The sequence below is a fragment of the Erythrobacteraceae bacterium WH01K genome, assembly GCA_027941995.1.
Taxonomy (GTDB): Bacteria; Pseudomonadota; Alphaproteobacteria; order Sphingomonadales; family Sphingomonadaceae; genus CAJXSN01.
The window spans coordinates 2,532,086-2,558,346 of record CP115966.1; the positions used below are offsets into that span (position 1 = coordinate 2,532,086).

Below are 26,261 nucleotides of genomic sequence, written 5' to 3' on the forward strand. Positions count from 1 at the left end.
CCCCGATATTGCAATGCAAAACGTGCAGGCAAAGGCGCGAAAAAGCGGGAGCGAGCGCTATTCTCCCGCCGCCAGCACGCGGTCGACGCCTGCCCGTGTGACCGAGTGATAGCTCGCCCGCGTGCGGTCGTAGATGCGGCGCGCGATGGGACGGCCCCATTCGCCTTCGTTCCACAGCGTCTCGAACAGCGGGCGCACGAATTTCGCGCGGCCGACGCGGGCCAGGAATTCCTCGGTCTGCGGCACGGCGGGTTCGTAGCGATTGTCCAGGGCCAGTTCGAGCCACAGAAAACGGATCTCGTTATTGCCGTTCTGCGACAGGCCCAGCGCGTCGTCCAGAGCCGCAAGCTGGTCGGCGCTGCGCGCGTCCTCGATACCGCGCAGGAACCGCATCTGCTCCGCCGCGGTCCAGCCGGACCAGCCTGCCGGAATGACATCATTGTCCGCATAAGCGGTGACGGCGGCATCGACCTCGGCAAAGGCGGCGGGGTCCGGGCGCTTCACATTGGACGGCAGGCCGGGTTCGAAGATCCATTCGCGCAGCATTAGCGCCTCGCGTTCGGCATCGCTTGCCACGAGGTTTTCCAGCATGTCGGCATGGAACATCTCGCTGGTCGCGGGCTGGAAGGCGTGGTTGTCGAACCACTGGCGCAGCCACGCATCGAAGCGCTCGCGCCCGACAATGCTCTCCACCGTCATCAGGAAGAACGCGCCCTTGTCGTAGGCGATCGCGCTGCCGAGTTCATATCCGCCTTCCGTGCTGAGCGCAGTGCCGGGCGCATCCATGCCGACCTCGGCCAGCGTTTCCTCGATATTGGCGAACATCAGCGCGGCTTCCTGCGCCGCGCGCTTTTCCCCGTAGACTTCCTCAACGATCCGGTTCTCGAAATAAGTGGTCACGCCCTCGTTCAGCCAGCTGTCGCCCCAGACGGCATTGGTGACGAGATTGCCCGACCAGCTATGCGCCAGCTCGTGCGCGACAAGGCCGTTGTTGGACCGGTCCCCGGCGATGAATGTCGGCGTGAGGAAGGTCATCACCGGGTTCTCCATGCCGCCATACGGGAAGGCAGGCGGGAGCACGATCATGTCGTAGCGGCCCCAGCGATAATCGCCGTAAAGGGCCTCCGCCGCCTCGACCAAGGCTTCGGTATCGCCCACTTCGCGTGCGGCGCGCGGCAGCACGGACGGCTCCGCCCACACGCCGGTGCGCGGGCCCGTTGCGGCGAAGTCGATATCGCCCGCCGCGATGGCAATGAGATAGGGCGGGACCGGCTTGTCCATCACGAAGGTGAAGGCACGGCGTCCGTTGCCGAGATCTTCGGGTTCGCCCTGGCGCACCCCGCTCATCACCACGTCGAGTGGCTTTGGCGCGGTGATGCGCGCCTGCCACGTCTGGCGGATGCCGGGGCTGTCCTGCGTCGGAATCCATGTCCGGTTGAGGATCGCCTGACCCTGGCTGAAGAGGAAAGGATGCTCCCCGCCCGCGGTCTGTTCCGGCGTCAGCCACTGCAGGGCTGCGGCATCGGGGGCAGCCTTGTAGGTAATCTCGACCTGCCGCGCCTCACCAATAAAGACAGTCAGCGGCGCGCCCTTCCCCTCGACCGCGTCGCCGATGACGAAGTCCAGCGGATTTCCGGCGCCGTCGGTCACCTGCTCGATGACCAGTCCGTTGTTGTCGAGCACGATTTCGTCCGCATAGTCCTGCGCATCGAGGACGAGGCCGGCCGTCCCGCCAATCGCCTTGCCGTCGAAATCGAGCGCCAGGTCGAGGGCGACATGGACCACCCGCGCGACCTGGGGTTGGGCGAAGGTCAGCGTGTCGACCGCCTCCGGCGAAGTCAGGATGGGTGCGACAGTCATCGGATTGATACCCATCGGGTCGCTACCGACCGTAGAGGACGGCACGGAGGTGCAAGCGGTCGCTGCTGTGGCGAGGAGAACGGCAAGGATGGGACGGTGCATGGAAAACTCCGGGAAAAAGGATTGCCTCAGGGCTAGCGGGGCCCGTGATAAGCTGGCCTGAACAGTTCCGAATGGGGCTAGGAAGTCTCGTCAGCTCCACTCCGCGCGGGGCGGCAGGCTCATCAGGATGGCGTCGATATTGCCGCCGGTCTTCAGACCGAACAGCGTGCCGCGATCGTAAACGAGGTTGAATTCGGCATAGCGCCCGCGCCATTCGAGCTGCTGGCGTTCTTCATCGGGCGTAAAGTCCATCTCCATCCGGCCGCGAACGAGCTGCGGATAGATGTCGAGGAACGCCTCGCCCACATCGCGGGTGAAGGCGAAGTGACGCTCGAAATCGGCGTCGTCGTCGCATTCCAGGTGATCGTAGAAGATGCCCCCGACGCCGCGATGGCACTGGCGGTGGGGGATGTAGAAATACTCCTCCGCCCATTTGCTGAACCGGTCGTAATAGGTCGGATTGTGCGCTGCGCAGGCGGCGCGCATCCGTGCGTGGAAAGCCTGCGTATCCTGCTCGTAGGGGATCGGCGGGTTGAGATCGGCCCCGCCGCCGAACCATGCCTTCCCCGTGGTCAGGAAGCGCGTGTTCATATGCACTGCGGGCACGTGCGGATTGGCCATATGCGCGACCAGGCTGATACCGGTTGCCGTGAAGACCGGATTGTCCGGATCGACACCGTTCATCGTCTTGGCAAAGTCGGATGCGAAATTGCCCTGCACGGTCGAGACATTGACGCCGACCTTCTCGAACACCCGGCCCTTCATTACGCCGCGCACCCCGCCGCCGGGGTCCGCATTGCCCTCTTCCACGCGGTTCCACGGGGTATATTCGAAGCCTGCATCGGAGCCTGCCTCCCGCTCGATCGCCTCGAATTCGGTGCAGATGCGGGTGCGAAGATCCTCGAACCAGGCGCGTGCCTGTACGGAATGGGTCGTCCAGTCGTTCATGGCGCCCTCTTGCCAAGCTGCCGCCATCGCGGCAATAGCGCTGCATGGTTCCCGTTTCGTTCGCTGATACAGAGCTGCTGCTCACGAAAGGCCGTGCGTTGTACTGGCCGCGCGAGAACGCGCTGCTGGTGGCCGACCTGCATCTCGAAAAGGCGAGCTTCTATGCCCGGCATGGCCAGATGCTGCCGCCTTATGACACACGCGAGACCCTGGAACGGGTGGCGAAGGAAGTGCTCGAAACAGGAGCGAGGCGCGTCATCACGCTGGGCGACAATTTCCACGATGCCGACGGCGCGACGCGGCTGGACGATCACGATTGCGCGTTGCTGGAATCGCTGACCGGCTCGCTCGACTGGATCTGGATTACCGGCAACCACGACACGCGCCGGGACGGCAGCGTCGCGGAGGCACGCTGCGGCGGGACCTTGGTCGAGGAAATGGAGCTTGGCGGCGTGATCCTGCGGCACGAGGCGAAACGGGGGGAGACCCGCCCGGAAATCTCGGGCCATTACCATCCCAAGCTGACGGTCAGCGTGCAGCGCCGCCGCATCAGCCGGCCTTGCGCCGTGCTGGCGGATACGGGCGCGGGAACGCACCGCATGATCGCGCCTGCCTTCGGCGCGTTCACCGGTGGGATGCCGGCAGGCGACCGCGCCATCTTGAAAGCACTGCAACCCGCCCGTTCGATCGAGGCCGTCCTGCCGGCAGGGGGGCGGCTTGCCCGCTTCCCGCTGTGGCGGGAGGGGGCACGGGTCGCGGCATGAGGCGGAGAAAAGGCGCGCATCCTTCTCAATCCACCTAGCAAAAGTCGCGCTTTGGCCCTATGTCAGCCTTCCAACGAAACAAGACAAAGGAATCGCCCCATAGCTCGTCCACCCCGTCGTTCCCTGCAGCCGCCAACCAAGAGCGGCCCTCGCTACGACCAGTTCATCCAGTCCGAGAAAGTCCGCGTCATCGATGATGAAGGGGAAAATCTCGGTGTCATGTACACCAATGAAGCGATCGAACAGGCGGCCGAAGCCGGCCTGAATCTCGTCGAGGTGTCGCCGAATGCAAATCCGCCGGTCTGCAAGTTCCTCGATGTGGGCAAGCATCGGTTCGAAGCGCAGAAAAAGGCCAATCTGCAGCGCAAGACGCAAAAGACGCAGGACATCAAAGAGGTCAAGATGCGTCCGAACATCGATACGCATGACTACGATGTCAAAATGCGCAACGTGAACAAGTTCATCGACAATGGCGACAAGGTGAAGGTGACCCTGCGGTTCCGCGGGCGCGAGATGGCGCACCAGAATCTGGGCATGGACCTGCTGAACCGTGTCCGCGACGACATGGAAGAAACCGCCAAGGTCGAAGCCTTCCCGCGGCTCGAAGGTCGCCAGATGCTGATGGTCCTCGCGCCGAAGTGACCGTGCGGGCTTGAGCGGGCCGGAACCGTTCCGGAAACCTTTCTTCCGCCGCCGGAAGAGGAGCGAGGCCGGGTTGTTCGCGCGGTTCGGCCAATGGCTGGACCGGGGCTCGCCCGGCAAACCGCCGCGCGGTAAGCCTCCGCCGGACAAAGGACCGGAAAGCGGAGGGGGACCGGAAAGCGGAGGGGGACCGGAAAGCGGAGCGCCTGTCATCCCGACAGGGCCCGGCGGGTCCGGACTGTCGGGCGGCGCGGCCGCCCCCCTCGATGAGGACGCGCGCCTCCACTCTAGCGATTGAGGCCTACTCGGTCCGGAAATCCAGCACGGTAAACCGCGCAGGGCCGGTGGCATAGACCCCGTGCCCTCGCCCGCCCTTGCCGCCCAGCGTGAAGCCGATGCGCGCGGCGTTTTCCAGTGACCGGCGAAATTCGCCCGGCGCGCTCTCGCGATCGAAAGTTTTCACCGCAATCCAGTTGTCGGCGAGCTCGAGCGAGATCGAAAACGTGCCTGGAGCAAGCCGCACGACCTTGTCCGAAGGGGCATACCAGCGCGCAAATCGGTATTGGTCGCGGGCGGACCAATTATCGCCCCGCACCTGGAAATACAGCGATAACGTCGCCGGGGTTCCCGGCCATTCCTGGGGATGGAACTGCGTGCCCGGCGCCGCATCGATGCGATAGGTCATCGTGATGCGCCTTGCATTCGCCAGGTCCACCTGCATGGCAGAGGCGGGTGCAGTCACGTAATGGACGTGCCCTGCCTGCGGGCTTGGGTAGGGGAAATCGAAGCTCCATCCGCCATTCATCGCTGGCCCTTGCTGCGTGGGCCTGAGCGGCATTCCGGGCGACCGGCTCTTTCCGCGAATAACCGGCCCGATTTCCCAGTTCGCGGCATTCGCAGCCGGGCCATCGAAAACCGTCCGTAAAGGCACCTGAGCCCGGTACGGCTCTGACGCTCCTGCCCCTGTTATCCGGCGCGGCCTGTCGGGCGCGGATTTTTCCGGTACAGGGATTTCCGCTCGGGGCGCTACGGGCGCGCGCACGGCCGGGGTGTTCACACCCGGATAGGGTCGCGCCTGCCTGTATTCCTGGCCCATGGCCGTGGCTGCAAACGCAGTGGCTGCAAGCCCGTTCGCAGCCATAGAACAGGCGGCGATAAGGGAAGCTGTCTTCATGCGTTTCATACTGCCATGAAGCGACCCAACCGGACCTGACGTTCCCGTTCACGCGCGGGAAAGTGCCCTTCCCCTTCCCGCCAAGCTGTGGTTGAACCGGCGACGGAGGGGAATTCGAGGATGACTGCACGAACAATCGGGCTGCTGGTCGGCGCGCTGGCCCTGGCATTCGGCGTCTTCGCGCCGCCGCCTGCCGGAATGACCCGGGAAGCGTTGATCGTGGCGGGGCTGGTCGTCCTGATGGCCGCGTGGTGGATGACGGAAGCCCTGCCGCTGACCGCAACCGCGCTGATGCCATTCATCGTCCTGCCCTTCACCGGGGTCAGCGACGCGCGGACGACGGCCAGTACCTATTATTCCCCGATCCTGTTCCTCCTCTTGGGCGGCGCATTCATCGCCCTCGCCATCGAACGCACGGGGCTGCACAAACGGCTGGCGACAGCGATCCTGAATGCGCTGGGGCAGCGCGGCGGGCAGGCAGGACTGCTCATCGCCTTCATGGCGAGTGCGGCGATCCTGTCGATGCTCATCTCCAATACCTCCACCACGCTCATCATGATGCCGATGGCGATTGCCGTTCTGGCCGGGGGAGGAAGCGGGGAAGACACGGCGGACGGTCTTTACGGCGCCTTGCCGATGGGGATCGCCTTTGCCGCCAGCATCGGCGGGCTGGGCACGCTGGTCGGCTCCCCCACCAATGCGATTGCGGTAGGCCTGCTGGAGACATCCATCGGCGTGCAGATCAGCTTTGCGGAGTGGATGCTGTACGGACTGCCCGTCGTCGTGATCGGCGTGCCCGCAGCGGCGTTCGTCATCGCGCGGGTGCAACGGGTCGCCGCGCATCCCTTCGATGTGGCCAAGGCGCGAGACGCCATCGCCCAGGATACGCCTCTCGGCACGCCGCAGAAGCGGGTCATGGCAGTGGTGGCCCTCACGTTCCTGGCCTGGATGACCAGGCTGCTGGTCGCGCCCTACCTCCCCACGGGAAGCTGGACGGACGGGACGATCGCCATCTTCGCCAGCCTCGCGCTGTTCCTGCTGCCCGACGGCACGGGCCGTCCGCTGCTGACATGGCAGGAAGCCGACCGCGCGCCATGGGGTGTCATCATGATGTTCGGCGGCGGGCTGGCCCTCGCCGCGGGCATGGGCGCGAGCGGGCTTGCCGACTGGCTGGGCAATGCGTTGCTGGTGCTGGAAACCGTGCCGCTGCTGCTGGTCGCGCTGGCGCTGGTCGCGATGGTCGTCCTGATCACCGAATTTGCCAGCAATGTCGCCACTGCCAGCGCGATCATCCCGGTCGTCGCCAGCCTGGTCGTGGCGCTGGGGGCCGACCCGGTGCTGCTTGCCATGCCGGCCGCCCTCGCCGCCAGTTGGGGCTTCATGCTGCCGGCCGGAACCGGACCCAATGCCATCGCGTGGGCGACGGGCCGGATCAGGATAGAACGCATGGTGAAGGCGGGCCTGATCCTCGACCTGCTCGGCATCGGCCTGATCGTCGGCGCGGTCTGGCTGGTGGCTGCTGTGTTCGCTTGAAGCGGACGGGCGGACACGATAATCGCCGCCCTATCACGACGCGCCCGGTGGAGATGCGCTCCTGCGGAGGTTAGGAGCGGGCCGCCCCGACGGTGCAGACCACGGCTCCTGCCTTCCTGGGAGCATATGTAACAGGAAGCCTGTCCCAATGACCGATACGCCCAGCACCGCCGATTCCGCGACCGAACAGCCGACCCCGCGCCGCAATCCCAAGCCCGAGGTCACGACCATCGGCGGACGCGAACTGAAGCCTGCAACCCTGATGATGGGGCATGGCTTCGACCCCGCCCTGTCCGAAGGTTCGCTGAAAAGTCCCGTTTTCCTTACCAGCACCTTCGCCTTCGAGAGCGCGGCGGCGGGCAAGCGTCACTTCGAAGGCATTACCGGCCAGCGCCCGGGCGGCGCAGACGGCCTCGTCTATTCGCGCTTCAACGGCCCGAACCAGGAAATTCTGGAGGATCGCCTCGCGATCTGGGACGGCGCGGAAGAGGCGCTCAGCTTCTCCAGCGGCATGACCGCTATCGCCATCCTGATGCTGGCCGCCTGCAAGGCGGGTGACGTGATCGTCCACTCCGGGCCCTTGTACGCCGCATCGGAAGGCTTCGTCGCCAAGACCATGGCGAAATACGGCGTGACCTATATCGACTTCCCAGCCGGCGCGAGCGCCGAGAAACTGGACGAGGTGATGAAGGCGGCGAAGGCCAAGGCCGAGGAACAGGGCGGCGAGGTTCCACTGATCTACCTCGAAAGCCCCGGCAACCCGACCAATGCGCTGGTCGATATCGAGGCGGTAAAGGTAGCGCGCGATGCGCATTTCGATCCCGACCGCTGTCCCATCGCGATCGACAACACCTTCCTCGGCCCCCTGTGGCAGCGCCCGCTGGAGCATGGCGCGGACCTGGTGGTCTACAGCCTGACCAAGTATGTCGGCGGCCATTCCGACCTCGTGGCGGGCAGCGTTGCCGGGCCGAAGCGGTTCATCGATGCCATCCGCGCGCTCAGGAACACGATGGGCGGCATTGCCGATCCCAACACTGCGTGGATGCTGTGCCGCAGCCTCGAGACCGTGGAACTGCGCATGCAGCGCGCCGGCGAGAACGCTGCCAGGGTCTGCGAATTCCTGAAACAGCATCCCAAGGTCGACGGCCTGGGCTATCTCGGCATGATCGAGGACGAGCGTCAGAAGGACATCTACGACCGGCATTGTCTGGGCGCAGGCAGCACCTTCTCGCTGTTCCTGAAAGGCGGCGAAGAGGAATGCTTCCACTTCCTCGACAATCTGAAGGTCGCCAAGCTGGCCGTAAGCCTCGGCGGGACGGAGACGCTCGCCAGCCACCCGGCCAGCATGACGCACCTCTCGGTCGCCCATGGCCGCCGGCAGGAACTCGGCATCACCGACAGCCTCGTGCGCATCAGCATCGGGATCGAGGACGCGGACGACCTGATCGCCGACTTCGAGCAGGCGCTGGAAGCGGTCTGATCCGATGAGCGCGCCCAGCCCCGTCTGTCTCGTCATCGGAGCCGGTGCCGGGATCGGCGGGCATGTGGCGCAGCGCTTCGCCGAGGGCGGCTATCATGCCGTCCTCGCGCGGCGATCGGGCGAGGCGGGGCTGGCGAAGCTGGTCCGGCAAATCGAGGATGCGGGAGGCGAGGCGAGCGGCACGCTTCTGGATGCCGCGGCGGACGGCACGATCGAGGAACTGGTGGAGCGTGTCGAAAGCGATATCGGCCCGATCTCCTGCGCGGTCTACAATCTGGGCGCGCAGATCGGGAACCGGGCACTGGCGGGCACACCGCACCGGACCTTCGAACTGGGCTGGCGGCTGGGCACGTTCGGCCTCTTCCGGCTCGCCCACATCCTTGCCCCGCGCATGGTCGAGCGCGGTGCCGGAACCATCCTCGTCACCAGCGCTACCGCGGCCGTGCGCGGCAATGCCGGGCAGCATAGCCACGCTGCGGCGATGGGCGGGCGGCGGATGCTGTGCCAGACCCTGAATGCCGAACTGGCGCCGCAGGGTGTCCATGTGGCGCACGTGGTGGTCGATGGGCCCGTTGACGCGCCGGATACGCTGGGCAGGATGCTGGGCGAGAATTTCGAGGCGTACAAACAGGCAAAGGGCGAGGACGGTATGATCGACCCCGCGGCGATCGCCGAAACCTACTGGCACCTGGCGCACCAGCCGCGCAATTGCTGGAGCCACGAAGTGGATATCCGGCCCTTCTCCAACACCGCGTGGTGGAACGACAATCCGGCACCCGGGCTTTCTGCGAAAGACGTGACCTGATGGCGTTCACTGCGAAGATCCTGCTCCTCGGCTCCGGCGAACTGGGGCGCGAATTCATTATCTCGGCCAAGCGGCTGGGCGCGTATGTCGTCGCCTGCGACAGCTATGCAGACGCGCCGGCAATGCAGGTGGCGGACGAGAGCGAGGTCTTCTCCATGCTCGACGGCGACGCCTTGCGCAGCGTCGCCCAGCGGCACGAACCCGATTACGTGGTGCCCGAGGTCGAGGCGATCCGGACCGAGGTGCTGGCCGATCTCGAAGCGTCCGGGTTCAATATCGTGCCCAGCGCACGCGCGACACAGATGACCATGAACCGCGACGCCATCCGCGATCTGGCGGCGCAGGAGCTGGGGATTACCACCAGCACCTATCGCTATGCCGAAAGCCTGGACGAAGTTCGCGCTGCGGCCGAGGTGACGGGTTTTCCCTGCGTCATCAAGCCGGTCATGTCCTCCTCCGGCAAAGGCCAGAGCACCGTGCATTCAGCCAGGGAGCTTGAGGCTGCATGGGATTACGCCTGCGCCGGTATGCGCGGCGACAGGGCGCGTGTCATCGTCGAAGGCTTCATCGATTTCGACTACGAAATCACGCTGCTGACGGTGCGTCACAAGGACGGCGTGACCTTCTGCCCGCCCATCGGCCATCGGCAGGAACGCGGCGACTACCGCGAAAGCTGGCAACCGGCCGCCATGGCGGACGGCCCCATCGCGGCGGCGCAGGACATGGCCCGCCGGGTCGTGGATGCGCTGGCATCAGGCGGGGCGGGCTACGGCCTGTTCGGCGTCGAGTTCTTCGTTCGGGGCGAGAACGTCATTTTCTCGGAACTCAGCCCCCGGCCCCACGATACGGGTATGGTCACGCTGGCGAGCCAGAACCTGTCGGAATTCGACCTTCACGCAAGGGCGATCATGGGTCTCCCCATCCCGCAAGAAATCCGCGCGCGCCCGTCGGCAAGCGCCGTCATCCTGGCCGACCGGGAAAGCGAGGACTTTCGCTATGAAGGAATGGCGGACGCCATGACAGGCGGCGCGGATGTGCGCATCTTCGGCAAACCCGTGACCCGCCCATATCGCCGGATGGGCGTCGCACTCGCCTCGGCGGCGGATACCGATACCGCTCTCCGCGTTGCAGGCGAAGCGGCATCGACGGTCACGATTTCCTACGAATGAAGCGGCTTCAGCCCTGAGGCTCCATGTTCTGCCGGGCGAGTGCGGTTTTCACGCCCTCATCCGCCTCCATCCGGTCGCGGTGCGCGGATAACGACGGGTAATCCCCCAGCGACAGCGGCGTCTGGTCGAGCCAGCGCACGAGGACATAGAGGAACGCGTCGGCAAAGCTCTTCTCGCCCAGATACCATTCGCCGCCGGCATCGGAGAGCTTCTTCTCCATCCGTTCGTAATGGCCGCGAAGCGTATCGTAGGCGGCCTGCTTCACTTCTTCCTGTGCCGACTCGCTTTCGGCGAAGTTCTGCGCGGCAAAATGCGGGCCGTAAGAGGCATGGACTTCAGTCGTCATGTACGACAGCGCCTCCGCCTCGCGGCGGCCCAGCGTAGTGTCGCGCGCATAGCGGTCCTTGCCATGCTCCGCCCCCAACCAGCCGAGGATCGCCGAAAGCTCTGTCAGCACATCGCCATCGGCAAAACGGATTGCCGGCACTTTCCCCTTGGGGTTGATCTTAAGATAGGCGTCCTTCTTGTGGTCACCATAGTCCATATTCTCGACCGCAACCGGTGCATCCAGCCACGCGACCGCGATGTTGGCGGCGAGCGAGCAGGTGCCGGGCATGGTGTAGAGGGTATCTTGGTTATCGGGCATCATTTTTCTCCTTTGCCCCAAATACGCATTGAACAGCCCGAAGGTCCCCTGTCGTCCGCGCGGGATTTGCCAACAGCGATCGGAAAGACGACAAGAAGCAGTCTTGGGCGAATGCCAGCGAAAAACCGCAGGGAGGGACTGCCGTGCCAATAACCAGCCACCAGCGCAGCCTTGTCGTCGCGGGTGCCGTGCTATTTCTGCTTGGCCTGCTGCAGGGAGGCGTGGTCCAGATTTTTCTCAACCCGCGCATGGGATTGTCCGCTCATCTGACGGCCGTGCAAAGCGGCATGGCAATGATGATAGCGGGCGCCCTGTGGGGCTCTGCCAACCTTCCAGCGAACTTGTCGAACATCGGTAGATGGACGATCATTGCCGGCATGTTCGGCCTGTGGACTGCGCTGACGGTGTCTGCCGCTACCGGGGCAAGCGACAACCTGCCCATTGCAGGCGCTGGCTATTCAGCCGCCAAATCGGTGGAAATCTTGGTCACGATAGCGATCGGGCTCAGCAGCATCTCGATGACGATAGGCTGGCTGGTATTTGTCGCAGGACTGCTGCGCAAGCGGGGTTGACGCGGGCGCTGTTCGCGCAGTGCTTTACCCCTTCCAGCTGCGGCGGTCCTCGCCGTTTTTCAGGACTTCGTAGGCGACCTGGATCTTCTGGAATTCCTTCGCCGCTTCCTCGTCGCCCGGTTTCACGTCCGGATGGACCGCCTTTGCGCGGATGCGATACGCCTTCTTGATCGTCTCGAAATCGGCGTCGGTTTCCAGCTCCAGCACTTCCAGCGCCAGCAGTTCGTCGGCGGTCCAGGTCCCGTCCCCGCTGCCGGCCCAGCCGTAATGCTGCGCCTCGGCGTAGGCGTTTGCATCGCGCTGCTCGGTCCGCTTGCGTTCGGCGGCCTGTTCCTTGTCCAGCCCTTCGAAGTAATCCCAGCCCTTGTTGTATTCCGCCGCGTGCTTCTGGCAGAAATGCCAGCGGTCAGGGCTGTTGGGCGACTTGGGCGCAGGACACAGCCCGGCTTCCGTGCACCCGTGCCGGTCGCATTCGCGCTGGGCCACGGTTTCGCGGCTGGAGCCATAGGGACGCCAGCGGGGAAAGCCCCAATCGTTGGAACGGCCCGCCCTAGGCAAAACGCAGTCTCGAAGTCGCTCGTCGGAAGATCATGGCGATAGTCTAGGGATTGTTGCGCGCAGAAGGAAGGCGCGGGAACCCGCTGGGCCATGAAATGTTTTCTTCGGTGCCGCCCTGCAACGAAGCCTTCACAGGTCGGCATTACCAGCATTTTCACGATCAGGCCGGACCGGGACCGATGAGCAAGCAATTGTCCGTATCAGTAATCGCAAGCGTGCTCGCCATGGCGCTGTTCGCCGTGTCGTCGGGCCCCGCTGGCGACCGGTCCGGCGACCGCTCCAGCCCGGGCATGGCACTGTCACCGGTCGTAATGTTCGACTGAACGAAAAAGGGCCCCGCCTAATCGGCAGGGCCCCTTCCCTTTACAATGCTGTCTGCACCGTGGGTCAGTTGACGACGATCGTCACCGCACGGCGGTTCTGTGCCCACGCCTCGGGATTGGATGCCAGGGCAACCGGGCGTTCCTCGCCATAGCTGACGACCGAGATGCGATTTGCTGCCACACCGATCGACGTCAGGTAGTTCTTCGCCGCATTCGCGCGCCGCTCGCCCAGAGCGAGGTTGTATTCACGCGTTCCGCGTTCATCGGCATGGCCCTCGATCGTGACCGAGACGCTGGGATACTGAGCGAGATACTGCGCCTGCGTCTGCAGGGCGGCGGCATCGGCGCTGTCGATATTGTAGCGGTCGGTGTCGAAATAGATGATGTTCTGGCCGTTGACCCCGGCAACGAAATGCTCGTTCGTGCCGACGCCGGGGGCAGCCGGGTCGGCCTGCTGGTTCGACCCGGCATTCGGATCGATCGGCGGCGGAGGCAGGTCTTCCGGTGCGTCCTTCTTGCACGCGCCAAGGGCGAGCGTGCCGGCGAGCAGCATGGTGGTGGCGATACGGTACGTCATAAGTAACTCCTCAGGTCCAAGAGGGATGGAACGCGACCATCGTCCGGGTCGTCCGGGTTTTCGCCCCGGTATCCCGGCCCTGATGCAGGACCGGTTCCGAGGTTATCTGCTAAGACAACGCAATCAGGGAAGGATCGGTCCCCATGCCGGGTCCGACGCGTTCACCGGGGTGGGCAGGCGGCGTTCGTTCTCGCCCGTCAGGTCCACCTGGTAGATCGACGTCTTGCCCGAATTGCGCTCTGTCCGGAAGAACTGGATGATACGGCCATTGGGCGACCAGGTCGGCGCCTCGTCCTGCCACGCATTCGTCAGCTTGCGGAAATTGCGGCCATTGGGGCTCATCACGGCGATGTTGAAGTCGCCCGGGATGTAGGTGAAGGCGATCTGGTCGCCGCGCGGGCTCCATTCCGGCGTAGCGGCGCGACCGCCGAAGAAGGACAGGCGGCGCTGGTTGCCGCCGTTCGAATCCATAACGTAAATCTGCTGGCTTCCCGACCGGTCGCTCTCGAACACGATCTGGCTGCCATCGGGGGAATAGGAGCCGCCGATATCGATGCCCGGTGCATCGGTCAGGCGGACGCTGGGGCCCCCTTCGGCGCTGACGCGGTAGATGTCGGTATTGCCGTTGACGGCCATGGAATAGAGGATCCACTTGCCATCCGGGCTCCAGCGCGGGGCGAAGGTCGGGTTGCTGTTCTGGGTGACCAGCTGTTGGCGACCGCTACCGATATCGTAGATGTAGATCCGCGGATTGCCGTCAACATAGCTGAGATAGAGCAGGCGGCGGTAATCGGGGGAATATCGCGGGGTAAGCGCAGTCGAACCGCCCAGCGTCAGGAAGCGGTGATTGGCCCCGTCGCTGTCCATGACGGCAAGCCGCTTGGTCCGGTTATCCTTCGGCCCCGTTTCCGCGATATAGGCGATGCGGCTGTCGAAGAACGGATCTTCACCGGTCAGGCGCGAATAGACGAGATCGGCGCACTTATGGGCGGCACGGCGCCAGTCGGAGGGCGGGACAATCCAGCCGGAACGGGCCAGTTCGTCCTGCAGCGCCATGTCGTAAAGGTAGCAGCCCACCACCAGCCGCCCGTCGTCCTGCGCACGGACATAGCCCTGGACCAGCATTTCCGCACCGCGGTTGGACCACGTACTCCATTGGGGATCCGTGATCTGCGGATAAGTCGGTCGCGGCAGTGCGTCCGGCCCGGTCGGCTTGAACAGGCCGTTGTTCTTGAGGTCCGAGGTGATGACCCGTGCCAGTTCCAGCCCCAGCGCTGCCGTGCCGGCCGAATTGGCGGCGGTGGGCACGTCGCGGTCGGCGGCGAAGGCCGGGATGGCAATTCCGAGATCGTCGAAATCGATGCGGTCGACGACGCTGCCGCCGGTCAGGCCGCCTTCCTCGTCATCCTCGATCTGGACGACTTCGCCGTCCGCTGGGGCGGGCGCGGCAAGATCCTGTGCAAGGACAGGAGAAGAGAAAACCACCGCAAGGCCGAAAAGGAAGGAAATACGCATCACAGTTCACCGCTGAATTCGAAGTTTCTGACCGACTTCCACGCGTTGTAATACTGATCGGGCAAGTCGAAAGGGGCGGCAAGACGAACCGCCCTGATGGCAAGCTCGCAGTGCCGGTCGGCCTGCGGGCGATTGGAATCGGTAATGCCGCGGGTCGTTCCGCACGAAGGGCTGCCCTGCAGCGCCCCGTTTTCGGACAATCGCCAGCTGACGGGCGTTACCAGCAATTCGGCATCGACGCCGTTGGGCGCGTTCCAGTGCGGGCGCAATTCGCGGGTAATCGCCGCCAGCAGGCTTGCCTTCGCGCTGCCGCCGATCTGCGATGCGGGAATGCGGGTTTCGGTGCTGGACGCGCTTTCCCCGCTACCGGGAAGGAAATCGCTGCCGATCCGGCTGGCACCGGAGGTTGCGCGCGGAGACGGAGCGGGTGCGGGTGCCGGTGCAGGACTGGGCCGCGCAGCGCGGGTCGGTGCCGGGGACGGTCTTGCCGCACGCGTCGGGGTCGGCCGCGGGGCGCTGGTCGGCGCAGGACGCGGACGTGCCCGGGTCGGCGGCGTGGGACGCGGCGGCACCGTTCGCGGCGTTTCCTGTGGCGGCGTCACCTGCACCGGTGTCGGCGGCGGAGGTGCGGCCAGTTCGGAGAATGTCGGGGCCTGCGGAGCGCGGCTTTCCGCCACGGGGTCCGGCGCGGTGGAGGTCAGCCCGACATCTTCCGACAGGCTGACGACGACACGTTCCGGCTCCGGCGCGGGGGCGCGGTCGTCCGGTTGCAGCAGCAGGACGCCGATCAGCGCTGCATGCAGGACCGCAGCCACTGCCAGGGCGGATGCTTCATCGCGGCGAAGGGCGGTTGCAGCCATGCGCAGCAGCTATGGCGCTTCGACTGAACCGTTGGTGACCAACGAGATCGAATTGAAACCGGCACGGTTCAGTTCGCCCATCACGCCCATCACGAGGCCATAGTCGAGCGTCCGGTCCGCACGCAGCGTGACCTCGGGCCGGTCGCCCACAGCGCCCAGCGCCTCCAGTTCCTGCGCAAAGCTGCCCGGGACGAGCGGCTGTTCGCCGAGATAGATCGTACCGTCCTGCAGGATCGACACGGTGACCTGCTCGCTTTCCTGCGGCAGCGCATTTGCCCGGCTTTCCGGCAGGTCGACCGGCACACCCGCAGTCAGCAGCGGGGCCGTCACCATGAAGATGATGAGCAGCACCAGCATCACGTCCACGAACGGCGTGACGTTGATTTCCGCCATCGGGGCCCGGCGCGAACCCCGGCCGCGGCGAGACGTGTTGTGGATGCCCATCGCCATGTCAGACGCGCTCCAGTTCCCGGCTCAGATTGGCATGGAACCGGTCGGCAAAGCGCTGCAGCCGCCCCTCGAATGTGTTCACCGCGCCCGAGAAGCGGTTATAGGCGATCACTGCGGGAATGGCTGCGAACAGGCCGATGGCAGTGGCGAACAGCGCCTCCGAGATGCCCGGCGCGACCACGGCGAGCGAAGAGCTTTCCTGGGCCCCGATCTGGAAGAAGCTGTTCATGATGCCCCACACCGTGCCGAACAGGCCCACGAACGGCGCGACGGAGCCGGTCGTGGCCAGGAAGCCCAAGCGGTCGGACAGATCGTCGGCCTCGGTCGCGACCTGGCTTTCCATCGCACTGGCGATTCTCTGCCGCGCGCCGTCGCGATCCTTCAGCCCGCCCTTGGTCGAACGCTTCCATTCCAGCATCGCGGCATTGGCAACGCGGGCGGCCGGCACGTTTTTCTTCTGGTGGTCACGCATGACGCTGTCGAAATCGTCCGCCTGCCAGAACTCGGCCTCGAACGCCTTGGACCGGCGACGCACCCCACCAAGCCGGGTGGCGAAGCTGATGATGATCATCCAGCTCCAGACCGAGGCGATCAGCAGGCCGATCATGACCGCCTGAACGACGATGTCGGCGTCCAGGAACAGCTCGAGCGGATTGAGGCGGGTCGGGGCCGCAGCAGCGACGGCGAGCACATTCATGAAACGGGTTCCTCGGTCAAAACAGTCTTGAAAGCATTGCGCCACGCCTCGGGCTGGCGGCGGGGCCGTCCGTCGGGGGCCACGAAGCCGACTCGCAACTGCGCTGTACACAGCAATTCGTCGCCCCGCATCGCCCGCTGGTTCATCCTGACGGACGCCGCACGGATATCGGTACAGCGAGTGTGGATCACGACATCGTCGTCCAGCTTCGCAGGCCGCACGTATCGCAGAGCCACATCGGCCACCGCATAGGCACCTTCTCCGGCTTCGATCGCCTCGCGCTGGTCGATCTGAAGCATGCGCAGCACGTCGGACCGCGCGCGCTCGAACCACCGCAGGTAATTGGCGTGATAGGTGATGCCGGACAGGTCCGTATCTTCGTAATACACGCGCACGGCGTAGAGGTGAACCGGGCCATCGAAGATGCCACCGGGAGGAGTGGGGGAGACTGTCATGGTGCGCGGGCCGCTTTAGCGGAGGGGCGAGTCGCCTAGCAAGCGACATCGACGAACCGATTCCGTAATGCGACGAAAGGAGAGCGGCTTCGTCCTGCGCGACGAAAGCCCTTCAGCGGGCGATCATCGGGCCGAGCGGCTGGCCGCCGAAGATGTGGACATGGAGATGCGGCACTTTCTGCCCGCCATGCGCGCCGATATTCGCCATCAGCCGGTAGCCGGGTTCGACCATCCCCTTCGACCGCGCGACTTCCCCGACGGCCCGGACGAAACCGCCGATCTCCGCATCGGAAGCGCGGACGGAAAAATCGTCCCAGCTTACATATCGACCCTTGGGGATGACGAGCGTGTGGATTTCCGCTTGCGGATTGATGTCCTCGAACGCGAAGGCCCAGTCGTCCTCGTACACCTTGTTCGCCGGAATTTCGCCGCGCAGGATCTTCGCGAAGATATTGTCATCGTCATAGGGCTTCGTCGGGTCGATCGGCATCATTCGCTCCTGCTGGCTTTCTCGTCGAGGCCGGACACGCCTTCGCGGCGGTCCAGTTCGGCAAGCACATCGCTCAGCGGAATGCCCCTGTCGGCAAGAAGCACCATGAGGTGGAACAGGACGTCGGCCGCCTCCCCCACCATTTCCGCGTCATCGCCGGTGAGCGAGGCGATGGTCGCCTCGACCGCCTCCTCTCCCAATTTGCGCGCCATGACGGGGCGTCCGCGAGAGGTCAGCTGCGCGACATAGCTGCTGCCGGGATCGGCACTGCGGCGCTGTGCGATGGTCTGTTCGAGGCGCTGCAGCGTTTCCATGCATGGCGCCATGGCGCTCCCACGCCGCCCGCGTCAAGCGGGCCGCGGCAGTGAAGAGCCTATTCCTCGCTGTCGGACCGGCGCTTTGCCACCTGGCGGCCGATCACCAGTCCGGCCAGCCCGATCCCGAACAGGGCAAGATTGGAGGGCTCCGGAATGGCCGTGCCGGCCTGCGCCGCGGCGGGGACCGCCCATGCGGACGTAAGCAGGATGGCGACGCTGGAACGGAGAACCGAAGATGGGACCTTGCTCATGGGAGCAGTCAGGACATCAGATCTTGCACCTGCACAAGGCGGGAAAAAGCGGCGTCCCGCTTTGGAACCGATGGTTAGCGAGTCGCTAACCCTTGCGGGTCAGGCAATCGCGGAACGCACAGGAAGTCCTGCGGCGCGCAGGACATCATGCGCCTGCGACACGGTGTGCTGCCCGAAATGGAAGATCGAGGCCGCCAGCACCGCGCTCGCATGACCTCGGGTCACGCCTTCGACCAGGTGATCCAGCGTGCCCACACCGCCGCTGGCGATCACCGGCACATCCACCGAATCGGATATGGTCCGGGTCAATTCGAGGTCGTATCCTGCCTTCGTTCCGTCCCCGTCCATGGAGGTAACCAGCAGTTCGCCTGCGCCGAGACCGGCGAGCCTGCGGGCGTGTTCGACAGCATCGACGCCCGTCGCTTTCCGGCCGCCATGGGTAAAGATTTCCCACCGGCCCTCGCCCGTCCGGCGAGCATCGACGCTGGCGACGACACACTGGCTGCCCATCTTCTCGGCGATTTCGGAAACCAGTTCGGGCCGCTTCACCGCCGCGCTGTTGACCGCGACCTTGTCCGCCCCTGCCAGCAGCAGCGCGCGCGCGTCCTCCACGCTTGCGACACCGCCGCCCACGGTCAGCGGCATGAAACACACTTTGGCGGTGCGGCGGACCATGTCCAGCAGCGTGCCCCGCCCCTCATGCGTGGCGGATATGTCGAGGAAACACAGCTCGTCCGCCCCCGCAGCATCATAGGCCTGCGCCTGCTCGACCGGGTCGCCGGCATCCTTCAAGTCGACGAAATTGACGCCCTTCACCACGCGGCCATCGGCAACGTCGAGACAGGGAATGACGCGAACGCAGACGGTCATGTGCCGGCCGCCCCGATCGCTTCGGCAAGGTCGAGCCGACCTTCGTAGAGTGCGCGGCCTGTGATGACGCCCTCGATCCCCTCGCCCGCATGGGCGGCAAGTGCGTGAATATCTTCCATACCCGCAACCCCGCCGCTGGCGATCACCGGCAAGTCGGTCGCCCGGGCGAGGTCCAGCGTCGCTGCAACATTGCAACCCTTCAGCAGGCCGTCGCGGCCGATATCGGTAAACAGCAGGCTGGCAACGCCCGCATCCTCGAACCGGCGCGCCATGTCGGCGACGGGCACGTCGGAGACCTCCGCCCAGCCTTCGGTCGCGACCATGCCGTCACGCGCATCTACGGCCACAACGATACGCTGCGGATTGGCGCGCGCGGCTTCCTTAACGAAGTCCGGGTCCTTGAGCGCGGCCGATCCGATCACGATCCGGTCGACGCCGAGCGCCAGCCAGCCCTCGACCGCGATCCGGTCCCGGATGCCGCCGCCCAGTTGCATCTTGCCGGGGAAGGCTTTCACGATTGCTTCGACCGCGTCCCGGTTACGGCTCTCGCCCGCGAACGCTCCGTCGAGATCGACCACATGGAGATGGCTCGCCCCTACCCCGGCGAACAGCATCGCCTGCGCTGCAGGATCGTCGCCATAGACCGTTGCCCGGTCCATGTCGCCTTCCGCGAGGCGGACTACTTCGCCGTTCTTCAGGTCGATTGCGGGAAATACGATCACGCCGGAATCCTTTTCAAGGCCGCCATTCGAGGAAGCGGGAAAGCAGGTCGAGCCCGTAGCGCTGGCTCTTTTCAGGATGGAACTGGACGCCCAGCGCCGTGCCGGTCTGGACTGCGGCCACCACCGGCCCGCCGTGATCGGTCGCCGCGCAGACGGAGGCCTGCCCCTCGCCCGCATAGCGAAGGGCGTAGGAATGGAGGAAATACGCCTCCCCCGGCTCGACAAGCGAGGGTTCGCCGACCGGTTCGACGCGGTTCCAGCCCATATGCGGGACCTTCACGTCGGCGCTCGCCTGCAGGGGCGCGACATCGCCGCCAACCCAGCCAAGGCCCGGATGCGCGCCATGCTCCAGCCCGCGCGTCGCCATCAATTGCATGCCGACACAGATGCCGAGAAAGGGCGTCCCTTTCGAAAGCACGCGTTCTGCCAGCGTTTCCGTCATGTCGGGAATGGCTGACAGCCCCTTCATGCAGGCGGCGTAGGAGCCAACGCCCGGCAGCACGATCCGGGAAGCAGACGCCACCGCGCCGGCATCCGCCGTGACCAGGACGTCTGCCCCGACTGCCTTGAGCGCGTTCTCTACCGAATGAAGGTTCCCGGCCCCGTAATCGATCAGGGCGACCGTCTCAGCCACCCAGCTGCCCCTTGGTGCTGGGAATGGCCCCGCCTTTACGCGGATCGAGTTCGACCGCGCTGCGCATCGCCCGGGCAAATCCCTTGTAGATCGCCTCGCAGATGTGGTGGTTGTTGGTTCCGTAGAGCAGTTCGACATGGAGCGTCAGCCCAGCCGTCTGCGAGACGGAATGGAACCAGTGCTCGATCAGTTCGGTATCCCATTCGCCCAGCTTTTCCTGCGTGAAGCCGGCTTTCCAGACGAGGTAGGGGCGTCCCGAAATGTCCAGCGCAACGCGCGCCAGCGTCTCGTCCATGGGCGAATGCGCCGTTCCGTATCGTCCGATGCCCCCCTTGTCCCCCAGCGCAGCTGCCAGGGCCTGCCCCAGCGCGAGCGCGCTGTCCTCGGTGGTATGGTGCTGGTCGACATGCAGGTCGCCATCCACCTTCATCGTGACGTCGATCAAGGAGTGGCGGCTGAACTGTTCCACCATGTGATCGAGAAAACCGATGCCGGTCGAGACATCGTACGTGCCGGTCCCGTCGAGATCGACCTCGACCAGGATCTTCGTTTCGGCGGTGTCGCGGCTGATTGTGCCTGTTCGCATAACGAGCGCGCTATAGGCCCTCACCACAGGCAGGCAAGCTTTCCGGCTTGACCCGCGCGCCTGCCGACGCCACGAGTTGCCGCGATATGAGCGACAACACACCAGACAGCCTGATCCCCTATGACGAGATCGTGCAGGAGGCCCTGCGCGCCGTCGTCGGCCGCGTGCTCGGGGAAATTGCCCGGGGCCCGAACGAGCTGCCCGGAGAACATCATTTCTACATCACGTTCAAGACGCAGGCTCCCGGCGTCAACATCCCGCCCCATCTGCGCGAGCGGTTTCCGGACGAGATGACCATCGTCCTGCAGAACAAGTTCTGGGACCTGGTGGTAACGGATGATGGCTTCAGCGTGGGGCTCAGCTTCAACCAGATGCCGGCGAAGCTGGATATTCGCTATGCCGCCATCACCGCTTTCGTCGATCCGGCTGTCGATTTCGGGCTGCAGTTCCAGGCCACCGTCGCCGACATGAGCCCGGAAGAACACGAGGCACCCGAAAACGACGAGGCGGAACAGGCAGGCACCGCGCCCGTTACAGAGAGCGAAGACGGCTCCAACGTCGTCACGGTGGATTTCGGCCGCAAGAGCTAGGAGCGCCTCCCTTCTGCGGACCGGGGTGGCACAGGCAGCGGTCCGGACAACAGGAGGGTCAGATGGTCAAGCATGTCGAGGAATACGGGGCAGACGCGGTAGACAAGGTGCGCAGGCGCACACGCGGCAACCGTCGGCACGTGCCCGGCCCGTCCGTCAATCCCGCGACGAATGTCATCATGGCCGATGTTGCCATGCGAGCAGGGTCGTACCTGCTGCGCGGCGCGGTGGAGAAGGGGTTCCTGAAGGGCCGGTATGGCAGCGAGACCGCGTCGGAAATCGTCGCCAATCGCTCCTTGAAAAAAACGGTCGCCAGCTTCGCCCTTGCCAAGCTTGCTACGCGATCGCTGCCCGGTGCGGTCATCGTCAGCGGTGGTCTGGTCGCAAAAACCCTGTTCGACCGGGGCCGCGCCCGAAAGGCCCGGCTGGAAGGCGACCGCGAATTGCTGGAACAGGCGCGGGACGACTGATCGGGCGCAAGCTGCACCGGCCGTAGACCTCCGGGATTGCAGATCGTCTGACAGCAGCGCTTGATTTCCCTGCGCGCGTGGGGGCAAGAGCCACCATGACCAAGGCAAACGGCATTCCAGACTCGCAGTCCGACACGCTCCATCGCCGGGGCCTGATGTTCATCCTGTCCTCCCCTTCCGGCGCGGGGAAGACGACGATTGCGCGCAAACTCCTGACCGCGGATAACGAGATCAAGCTTTCCGTCAGTGCCACGACCCGTGCCCCGCGCGAGGGCGAGGTGGACGGTGTGCATTATCATTTCGTGTCCGATGCCGAATTCGACCGGATGGTGGATGACGACGACTTCTACGAATGGGCGCACGTCTTCGGCAACCGGTACGGCACGCCCAAGGGGCATATCCGCAACGCGCTGAAGGAAGGGCAGGATTTCCTGTTCGACATCGATTGGCAGGGCACGCAGCAACTCTACCAGAAGGACCAGCAGGACACGGTCAGCGTGTTCATCCTGCCGCCCAGTATCGCGGCCCTGCGCGAGAGGCTCGAAGGACGCGGCACCGACGCACCGGACATCATCGATGCGCGGATGGAACGCGCCAAGGCCGAAATCAGCCACTGGGCCGAATACGACTACGTCGTCATCAATGACGATCTGGACGACTGCTTCCACAAGGTCAGCGAAATCCTGCACGCGGAGCGCATGCGCCGCACACGCCAGACGGGATTGATCCCGTTCGTGCGCGAACTGACCGAATAAGAATTTAGCCGAAAGGGGAAACCCCCGGGCGTCAGTCGCCCGAGGGATCCACGAAGTTACCTGCACCGATATTGGCGTTCACCACGCCGCCATCGATGGGAATGGTCGTGCCGACGACATAGTCGCCAGCGCGGCTGAGCAGGTAGATTGCGCCTGCCGCCATGTCTTCCGTCACACCGACCCGGCGCGAGGGGATGCCTTTTTCCACCATGTCGGCATTGTCGCGGGCGGCACGGTTCATGGCGCTGGGGAATGCGCCGGGTCCGATGCCATTCACGATGATGTTGTGTCCGACCAGTTCGGCAGCCATCCGCCGCGTCAGATGGATAAGACCCGCTTTCGACGCCTGGTAGGGGTAGGTCGGCCACGGATTGCTCTTCATCCCGTCGATGCTGGCAATCATCAGAACCTTGGCCGGGCGATCCTTCGTGCCGGCGGCCTTCAGCAGGGGAAGCAGCTTCTGCGTCAGGAAGAACGGGGTCTTCACGTTGAGGTCCATCGTGCGGTCCCAGCCCGCTTCGGTGAAATCCTCGAACGGTTCGCCCCAGACAGCGCCCGCATTGTTGACCAGCAGGTCAAGCTTGTCCTCGCGGCTCGCGAGGTCGTCCGCCAGCGCCTTGATACCGTCCATCTGCGACAGGTCACCGGTCAGGCCGATGACCTTCTCGCCCAGTTCCGCACTGGTTTCGTCGACCTGCTCCTTCTTGCGGGCGACGATGTAGACCTTCGCGCAGCCGGCCTCGAGCAGGCCTTCCACGATCATCTTGCCGATTCCGCGGCTGCCGCCGGTGACCAGCGCGATCTTGCCTTCCAGCCCGAACAGTTCGTTCAATTTCATCATCGGATCGTCTCCCTCAATATCCGCTGAGCTGCGCGACGCGGTTGGCGTGGAAATACTGGTCGCCCAGGAATTCCTGCAATGCGCGGTCGCGCTTCATGTAAAGGCCGATGTCGTATTCGTCGGTCATGCCGATGCCGCCATGCATCTGGACGCCTTCCTTGACCGACAGACCGGCAGCCTTGGCAACCTTCGCCTTTGCCACCGACACCATCAGCGATGCATTTTCGGAATTCCCGTCCAGCAATTGCTGCGCCTTGATCGTCACGGCCCGTGCGATCTCGACTTCGGAATACAGATGGCTGGCCCGGTGCTGGAGGGCCTGGAATTCCCCGATCAACTGGCCGAACTGCTTGCGCTGTTTCAGGTAGTCGACCGTCATGTCGAACGCCCCGCGCGCTACGCCGCAGCCTTCCGCAGCGGAACCGGCACGGCCCGCATCGAGCATCGCGTTCAGGATTTCACGTCCGCCATCGACTTCGCCGATCACCGCATCGCCATCCAGTTCGACACCGTCGAAGGTCGTGTGGGTGGCCATGGAGCTGTCGACGAGGCGCACGGCCTCGTGGTTCATGCCTGCCGCGTCCTTCGGCACGGCGAACAGGGTGATGCCGTCCTGGTCCGCGTCCCCGCCGGAAGTGCGCGCCGCGACCACCAGCATGTCGGCGCTGCCGCCATAGACGACGTAGTCCTTCTTGCCCGACAGCTTGAAGCCGTTGCCCGACTTCTCCGCCTTGCAGGCGATGCGATCGGGGTTGTGCTTCGCGCCCTCGTCGATCGCGACCGCGAATACGCTTTCGCCGGCGACCAGGCCAGGCAGGTATCGGCCCTTCACGTCCGAACCGCCATGTTTCAGCGCCGTGGCGGCGAGGACCGAACTGGTGAGGAACGGCGACGGCGTCAGGTTCCGGCCGATTTCCTCCAGCACGATACCAGCCTCGACATGGCCCATGCCCAGCCCGCCATCGTCCTCGTCCACCAGGATGCCGGTGAAACCCATTTCGCCGAACTGCTTCCACAAGCCGTGGCCGAAGCCATCCTTGCAATCGCGGTCCCGCCAGTGGCGCAGCTGTTTCTTGATCGCGCCTTCTTCGGCCATGAACTGGCTGGCACTGTCGGCCAGCATGGCCTGATCGTCGTCGTGGTAAAGTGGCATCGTTCTCTCCGCTCGCGAGGGGTCTGCCACCCCCCGCGCCAAAAATTCTCAGACATCCGCCGGTGCATCGACCGGCGACATGGTGGCGTGGCTCAAGCCCCCGGCAGTTCAAGGATACGCTTGGAAATCACGTTCAGCATGACCTCGCTGGTTCCGCCCTCGATCGAGTTCGCCTTGGTGCGCAGCCAGTTGCGAGCCGGCTTGCCGCCGCTGGTTTCCTCGCTGTCCCATTCCAGCGCCGTGCTGCCACCCGCCGACATCATCAGCTCGTGGCGACGCTTGTTCAATTCGGTCCCGACATATTTCATCATGTTCGGCTGGGCAGGATGCGCCTTGCCGACCTTGATCTCGTCGAGGAATTTCTCGCCCATTGCGGCATAGGCCAGCGCGTCGACATCGAACATCGCCAATTCCGCGCGCAGTACCGGATCGAGCTGGGCGCCATCCTTGTTCGCCCGGCGCATCATCGCGGCACCGATCGTGCTGGTGTGGCCACCGCCGCCTGCGCCGGAAATCATCTCGCGTTCGTGACCCAGCAGGTATTTCGCCACGTCCCAGCCGCGATTGATTTCGCCGACATAGCCGGGGCAATCCTCGCCATAGGACTTGGGGACCTTCACATCGTCGAAGAAGGTTTCGCAGAACGGGCTGTTGCCGCTGATCAGCAGGATCGGCTTCGTCGACACGCCTTCGCCGGCCATGTCGAACAGCATGAAGGTGATGCCCTGGTACTTGTTTTCCTTGTCCGTGCGGACGAGGCAGAAGATCCAGTCCGCCTCGTCGGCATAAGAGGTCCAGATCTTCTGGCCGTTGACGACCCAGTGGTCGCCCTTGTCCTCGCCGAAGGTCTGCATGGACACGAGATCGGATCCGCTGCCCGGCTCGCTATAGCCCTGGCACCAGCGGATTTCGCCGCGGGCGATTTCGTTGAGGAAGCGCTTCTTCTGACCTTCGGTGCCGAATTGCAGCAGCGCCGGGCCGAGCATCCAGATGCCGAAACTGCTGAGCGGCGGCCGGGCATTGATGCGGGCCATTTCTTCGCGCAACACCTTGGCCTCTGCCGGGCTCAGGCCAGCACCGCCATATTCCTTCGGCCAGGCGGGGACCGTGTAGCCTTTTTCCACGCAGGCATCGAACCAGGCTTTCTGCGCGTCGGAATTGAACGTCGCCTTGCGGCCGCCCCAGTAGACATCCTGATCGTCGCGGACAGGCTCGCGCATTTCGGCGGGGCAGTTCGCCTCCAGCCAGTCTCGGGTTTCGCTGCGGAACGCTTCCAGGTCGGACATGAACTCTCTCCAGTGATACTTGCGCAATATGTCGCCATTTGCGGCGCGGGGGATGGAAACGGGGCGCGGATCGCCCTCTCTTTAACGTAAGCGTTAAGCGCATTGGGCGTCCCGCTGCAAGGGCAGGCTTGGGCGATAATTCTCCGCGATGCCGCAGGCCTGCCGT

The 26,261-nt window shown here is 64.7% G+C and carries 32 protein-coding genes; 11 read left to right on the top strand and 21 right to left on the bottom strand.

All coding sequences use genetic code 11. The features are described 5' to 3' along the window. Positions 1–57: 57 nt before the first annotated feature. On the bottom strand, positions 58–1,962 hold the full coding sequence (locus PF049_12485; protein WBY16392.1) for a M1 family metallopeptidase: 1,905 nt from the start codon (positions 1,960–1,962) through the stop codon (positions 58–60). A 90-nt stretch (positions 1,963–2,052) separates the two neighbouring features. Beyond that, positions 2,053–2,910, bottom strand: a complete 858-nt coding sequence (hemF, locus tag PF049_12490) for an oxygen-dependent coproporphyrinogen oxidase (protein WBY16393.1) — start codon at positions 2,908–2,910, stop codon at positions 2,053–2,055. Positions 2,911–2,954: 44 nt separating this feature from the next. Here hemF and pdeM point away from each other — a divergent pair, with 44 nt between their 5' ends. Both pdeM and infC read left to right on the top strand, forming a co-directional pair. Then, on the top strand, positions 2,955–3,674 hold the full coding sequence (pdeM, locus tag PF049_12495) for a ligase-associated DNA damage response endonuclease PdeM (GenBank protein WBY16394.1): 720 nt from the start codon (positions 2,955–2,957) through the stop codon (positions 3,672–3,674). 123 nt (positions 3,675–3,797) lie between these two features. Then, on the top strand, positions 3,798–4,316 hold the full coding sequence (infC, locus tag PF049_12500; GenBank protein WBY17925.1) for a translation initiation factor IF-3: 519 nt from the start codon (positions 3,798–3,800) through the stop codon (positions 4,314–4,316). Positions 4,317–4,617: 301 nt separating this feature from the next. Here infC and PF049_12505 read toward each other — a convergent pair whose 3' ends face one another. Beyond that, entirely contained in the window at positions 4,618–5,154 is a 537-nt protein-coding gene (locus tag PF049_12505) for a hypothetical protein (protein ID WBY16395.1), read from the bottom strand. A 456-nt stretch (positions 5,155–5,610) separates the two neighbouring features. Between PF049_12505 and PF049_12510 the strand changes: the two genes are divergently transcribed. From PF049_12510 to purT, 4 genes are all read left to right on the top strand, one after another. Next, positions 5,611–7,023, top strand: a complete 1,413-nt coding sequence (locus PF049_12510; protein WBY16396.1) for a DASS family sodium-coupled anion symporter — start codon at positions 5,611–5,613, stop codon at positions 7,021–7,023. 148 nt (positions 7,024–7,171) lie between these two features. Then, the gene (locus PF049_12515; protein WBY16397.1) at positions 7,172–8,503 is read left to right on the top strand and encodes a cystathionine gamma-synthase family protein; all 1,332 of its coding nucleotides are present in this window, start codon (positions 7,172–7,174) and stop codon (positions 8,501–8,503) included. 4 nt (positions 8,504–8,507) lie between these two features. Continuing rightward, on the top strand, positions 8,508–9,308 hold the full coding sequence (locus tag PF049_12520) for an SDR family NAD(P)-dependent oxidoreductase (protein WBY16398.1): 801 nt from the start codon (positions 8,508–8,510) through the stop codon (positions 9,306–9,308). Next, positions 9,308–10,477 carry a formate-dependent phosphoribosylglycinamide formyltransferase gene (gene purT, locus PF049_12525; protein ID WBY16399.1) on the top strand — a complete coding sequence of 390 codons (1,170 nt, stop codon included), beginning with the start codon at positions 9,308–9,310 and terminating at the stop codon, positions 10,475–10,477. Before PF049_12520 ends, purT begins: the two co-directional genes overlap by 1 nt. 7 nt (positions 10,478–10,484) lie before the next feature. On the opposite strand, the gene PF049_12530 is transcribed toward purT, so the two are convergent. Continuing rightward, on the bottom strand, positions 10,485–11,123 hold the full coding sequence (locus PF049_12530) for a glutathione S-transferase (GenBank protein WBY16400.1): 639 nt from the start codon (positions 11,121–11,123) through the stop codon (positions 10,485–10,487). A 143-nt stretch (positions 11,124–11,266) separates the two neighbouring features. On the opposite strand from PF049_12530, the gene PF049_12535 reads away from it, so the two are divergent. Next, positions 11,267–11,695, top strand: a complete 429-nt coding sequence (locus PF049_12535) for a hypothetical protein (GenBank protein WBY16401.1) — start codon at positions 11,267–11,269, stop codon at positions 11,693–11,695. Positions 11,696–11,719: 24 nt separating this feature from the next. Here the strand turns inward: PF049_12535 and PF049_12540 are convergent, their stop codons facing one another. Then, positions 11,720–12,253, bottom strand: coding sequence for a J domain-containing protein (locus PF049_12540; GenBank protein WBY16402.1), 534 nt, complete (start codon positions 12,251–12,253; stop codon positions 11,720–11,722). Between the two features lie 179 nt (positions 12,254–12,432). Here PF049_12540 and PF049_12545 point away from each other — a divergent pair, with 179 nt between their 5' ends. Beyond that, a complete protein-coding gene (locus PF049_12545) occupies positions 12,433–12,576 on the top strand; it encodes a hypothetical protein (GenBank protein ID WBY16403.1) in 144 nt (47 codons plus the stop codon). 64 nt (positions 12,577–12,640) lie between these two features. Here the strand turns inward: PF049_12545 and pal are convergent, their stop codons facing one another. The 13 genes from pal to hisB form a co-directional block, all read right to left on the bottom strand. Continuing rightward, positions 12,641–13,153 carry a peptidoglycan-associated lipoprotein Pal gene (pal, locus tag PF049_12550; protein WBY16404.1) on the bottom strand — a complete coding sequence of 171 codons (513 nt, stop codon included), beginning with the start codon at positions 13,151–13,153 and terminating at the stop codon, positions 12,641–12,643. A 123-nt stretch (positions 13,154–13,276) separates the two neighbouring features. Further along, the gene (tolB, locus tag PF049_12555; GenBank protein ID WBY16405.1) at positions 13,277–14,668 is read right to left on the bottom strand and encodes a Tol-Pal system beta propeller repeat protein TolB; all 1,392 of its coding nucleotides are present in this window, start codon (positions 14,666–14,668) and stop codon (positions 13,277–13,279) included. Further along, positions 14,668–15,528: an energy transducer TonB gene (locus PF049_12560; GenBank protein WBY16406.1), complete on the bottom strand. Its 861-nt coding sequence runs from the start codon at positions 15,526–15,528 to the stop codon at positions 14,668–14,670. The genes tolB and PF049_12560 overlap by 1 nt, the downstream gene beginning before the upstream one ends. Positions 15,529–15,537: 9 nt before the next feature. Continuing rightward, positions 15,538–15,978, bottom strand: a complete 441-nt coding sequence (locus PF049_12565) for a biopolymer transporter ExbD (GenBank protein WBY16407.1) — start codon at positions 15,976–15,978, stop codon at positions 15,538–15,540. A gap of 1 nt (position 15,979) precedes the next feature. Continuing rightward, a complete protein-coding gene (tolQ, locus tag PF049_12570; GenBank protein WBY16408.1) occupies positions 15,980–16,675 on the bottom strand; it encodes a protein TolQ in 696 nt (231 codons plus the stop codon). Next, on the bottom strand, positions 16,672–17,130 hold the full coding sequence (locus PF049_12575; GenBank protein WBY16409.1) for a YbgC/FadM family acyl-CoA thioesterase: 459 nt from the start codon (positions 17,128–17,130) through the stop codon (positions 16,672–16,674). The genes tolQ and PF049_12575 overlap by 4 nt, the downstream gene beginning before the upstream one ends. A gap of 112 nt (positions 17,131–17,242) precedes the next feature. After that, positions 17,243–17,620 carry a histidine triad nucleotide-binding protein gene (locus PF049_12580; GenBank protein ID WBY17926.1) on the bottom strand — a complete coding sequence of 126 codons (378 nt, stop codon included), beginning with the start codon at positions 17,618–17,620 and terminating at the stop codon, positions 17,243–17,245. After that, a complete protein-coding gene (locus tag PF049_12585) occupies positions 17,620–17,934 on the bottom strand; it encodes a phosphoribosyl-ATP diphosphatase (GenBank protein WBY16410.1) in 315 nt (104 codons plus the stop codon). Before PF049_12585 ends, PF049_12580 begins: the two co-directional genes overlap by 1 nt. A gap of 59 nt (positions 17,935–17,993) precedes the next feature. After that, positions 17,994–18,188: a PEP-CTERM sorting domain-containing protein gene (locus PF049_12590; protein WBY16411.1), complete on the bottom strand. Its 195-nt coding sequence runs from the start codon at positions 18,186–18,188 to the stop codon at positions 17,994–17,996. A gap of 99 nt (positions 18,189–18,287) precedes the next feature. Next, the gene (hisF, locus tag PF049_12595; protein ID WBY16412.1) at positions 18,288–19,058 is read right to left on the bottom strand and encodes an imidazole glycerol phosphate synthase subunit HisF; all 771 of its coding nucleotides are present in this window, start codon (positions 19,056–19,058) and stop codon (positions 18,288–18,290) included. Beyond that, positions 19,055–19,780: a 1-(5-phosphoribosyl)-5-[(5-phosphoribosylamino)methylideneamino]imidazole-4-carboxamide isomerase gene (hisA, locus tag PF049_12600; protein WBY16413.1), complete on the bottom strand. Its 726-nt coding sequence runs from the start codon at positions 19,778–19,780 to the stop codon at positions 19,055–19,057. The genes hisF and hisA overlap by 4 nt, the downstream gene beginning before the upstream one ends. Positions 19,781–19,793: 13 nt before the next feature. Next, complete coding sequence (gene hisH / locus PF049_12605) at positions 19,794–20,414, bottom strand: imidazole glycerol phosphate synthase subunit HisH (protein ID WBY16414.1); 621 nt, start codon at positions 20,412–20,414, stop codon at positions 19,794–19,796. Beyond that, entirely contained in the window at positions 20,407–21,000 is a 594-nt protein-coding gene (gene hisB, locus PF049_12610) for an imidazoleglycerol-phosphate dehydratase HisB (GenBank protein WBY16415.1), read from the bottom strand. Before hisB ends, hisH begins: the two co-directional genes overlap by 8 nt. An 86-nt stretch (positions 21,001–21,086) precedes the next feature. On the opposite strand from hisB, the gene PF049_12615 reads away from it, so the two are divergent. The 3 genes from PF049_12615 (at position 21,087) to gmk (ending at position 22,815) form a co-directional block, all read left to right on the top strand. After that, positions 21,087–21,590 (top strand): ClpXP protease specificity-enhancing factor SspB, encoded by a 504-nt coding sequence (locus tag PF049_12615; protein WBY16416.1) that lies wholly within the window; start codon positions 21,087–21,089, stop codon positions 21,588–21,590. Between the two features lie 62 nt (positions 21,591–21,652). After that, a complete protein-coding gene (locus tag PF049_12620) occupies positions 21,653–22,060 on the top strand; it encodes a hypothetical protein (GenBank protein ID WBY16417.1) in 408 nt (135 codons plus the stop codon). Between the two features lie 95 nt (positions 22,061–22,155). After that, positions 22,156–22,815: a guanylate kinase gene (gene gmk, locus PF049_12625; protein WBY16418.1), complete on the top strand. Its 660-nt coding sequence runs from the start codon at positions 22,156–22,158 to the stop codon at positions 22,813–22,815. A gap of 31 nt (positions 22,816–22,846) precedes the next feature. Here the strand turns inward: gmk and PF049_12630 are convergent, their stop codons facing one another. From PF049_12630 to PF049_12640, 3 genes are all read right to left on the bottom strand, one after another. After that, the gene (locus tag PF049_12630; protein WBY17927.1) at positions 22,847–23,653 is read right to left on the bottom strand and encodes an SDR family NAD(P)-dependent oxidoreductase; all 807 of its coding nucleotides are present in this window, start codon (positions 23,651–23,653) and stop codon (positions 22,847–22,849) included. Between the two features lie 16 nt (positions 23,654–23,669). Further along, positions 23,670–24,809, bottom strand: a complete 1,140-nt coding sequence (locus tag PF049_12635; GenBank protein WBY16419.1) for an acyl-CoA/acyl-ACP dehydrogenase — start codon at positions 24,807–24,809, stop codon at positions 23,670–23,672. Between the two features lie 92 nt (positions 24,810–24,901). After that, positions 24,902–26,095, bottom strand: coding sequence for an acyl-CoA dehydrogenase family protein (locus PF049_12640; GenBank protein ID WBY16420.1), 1,194 nt, complete (start codon positions 26,093–26,095; stop codon positions 24,902–24,904). Between the last annotated feature and the right edge of the window lie 166 nt (positions 26,096–26,261).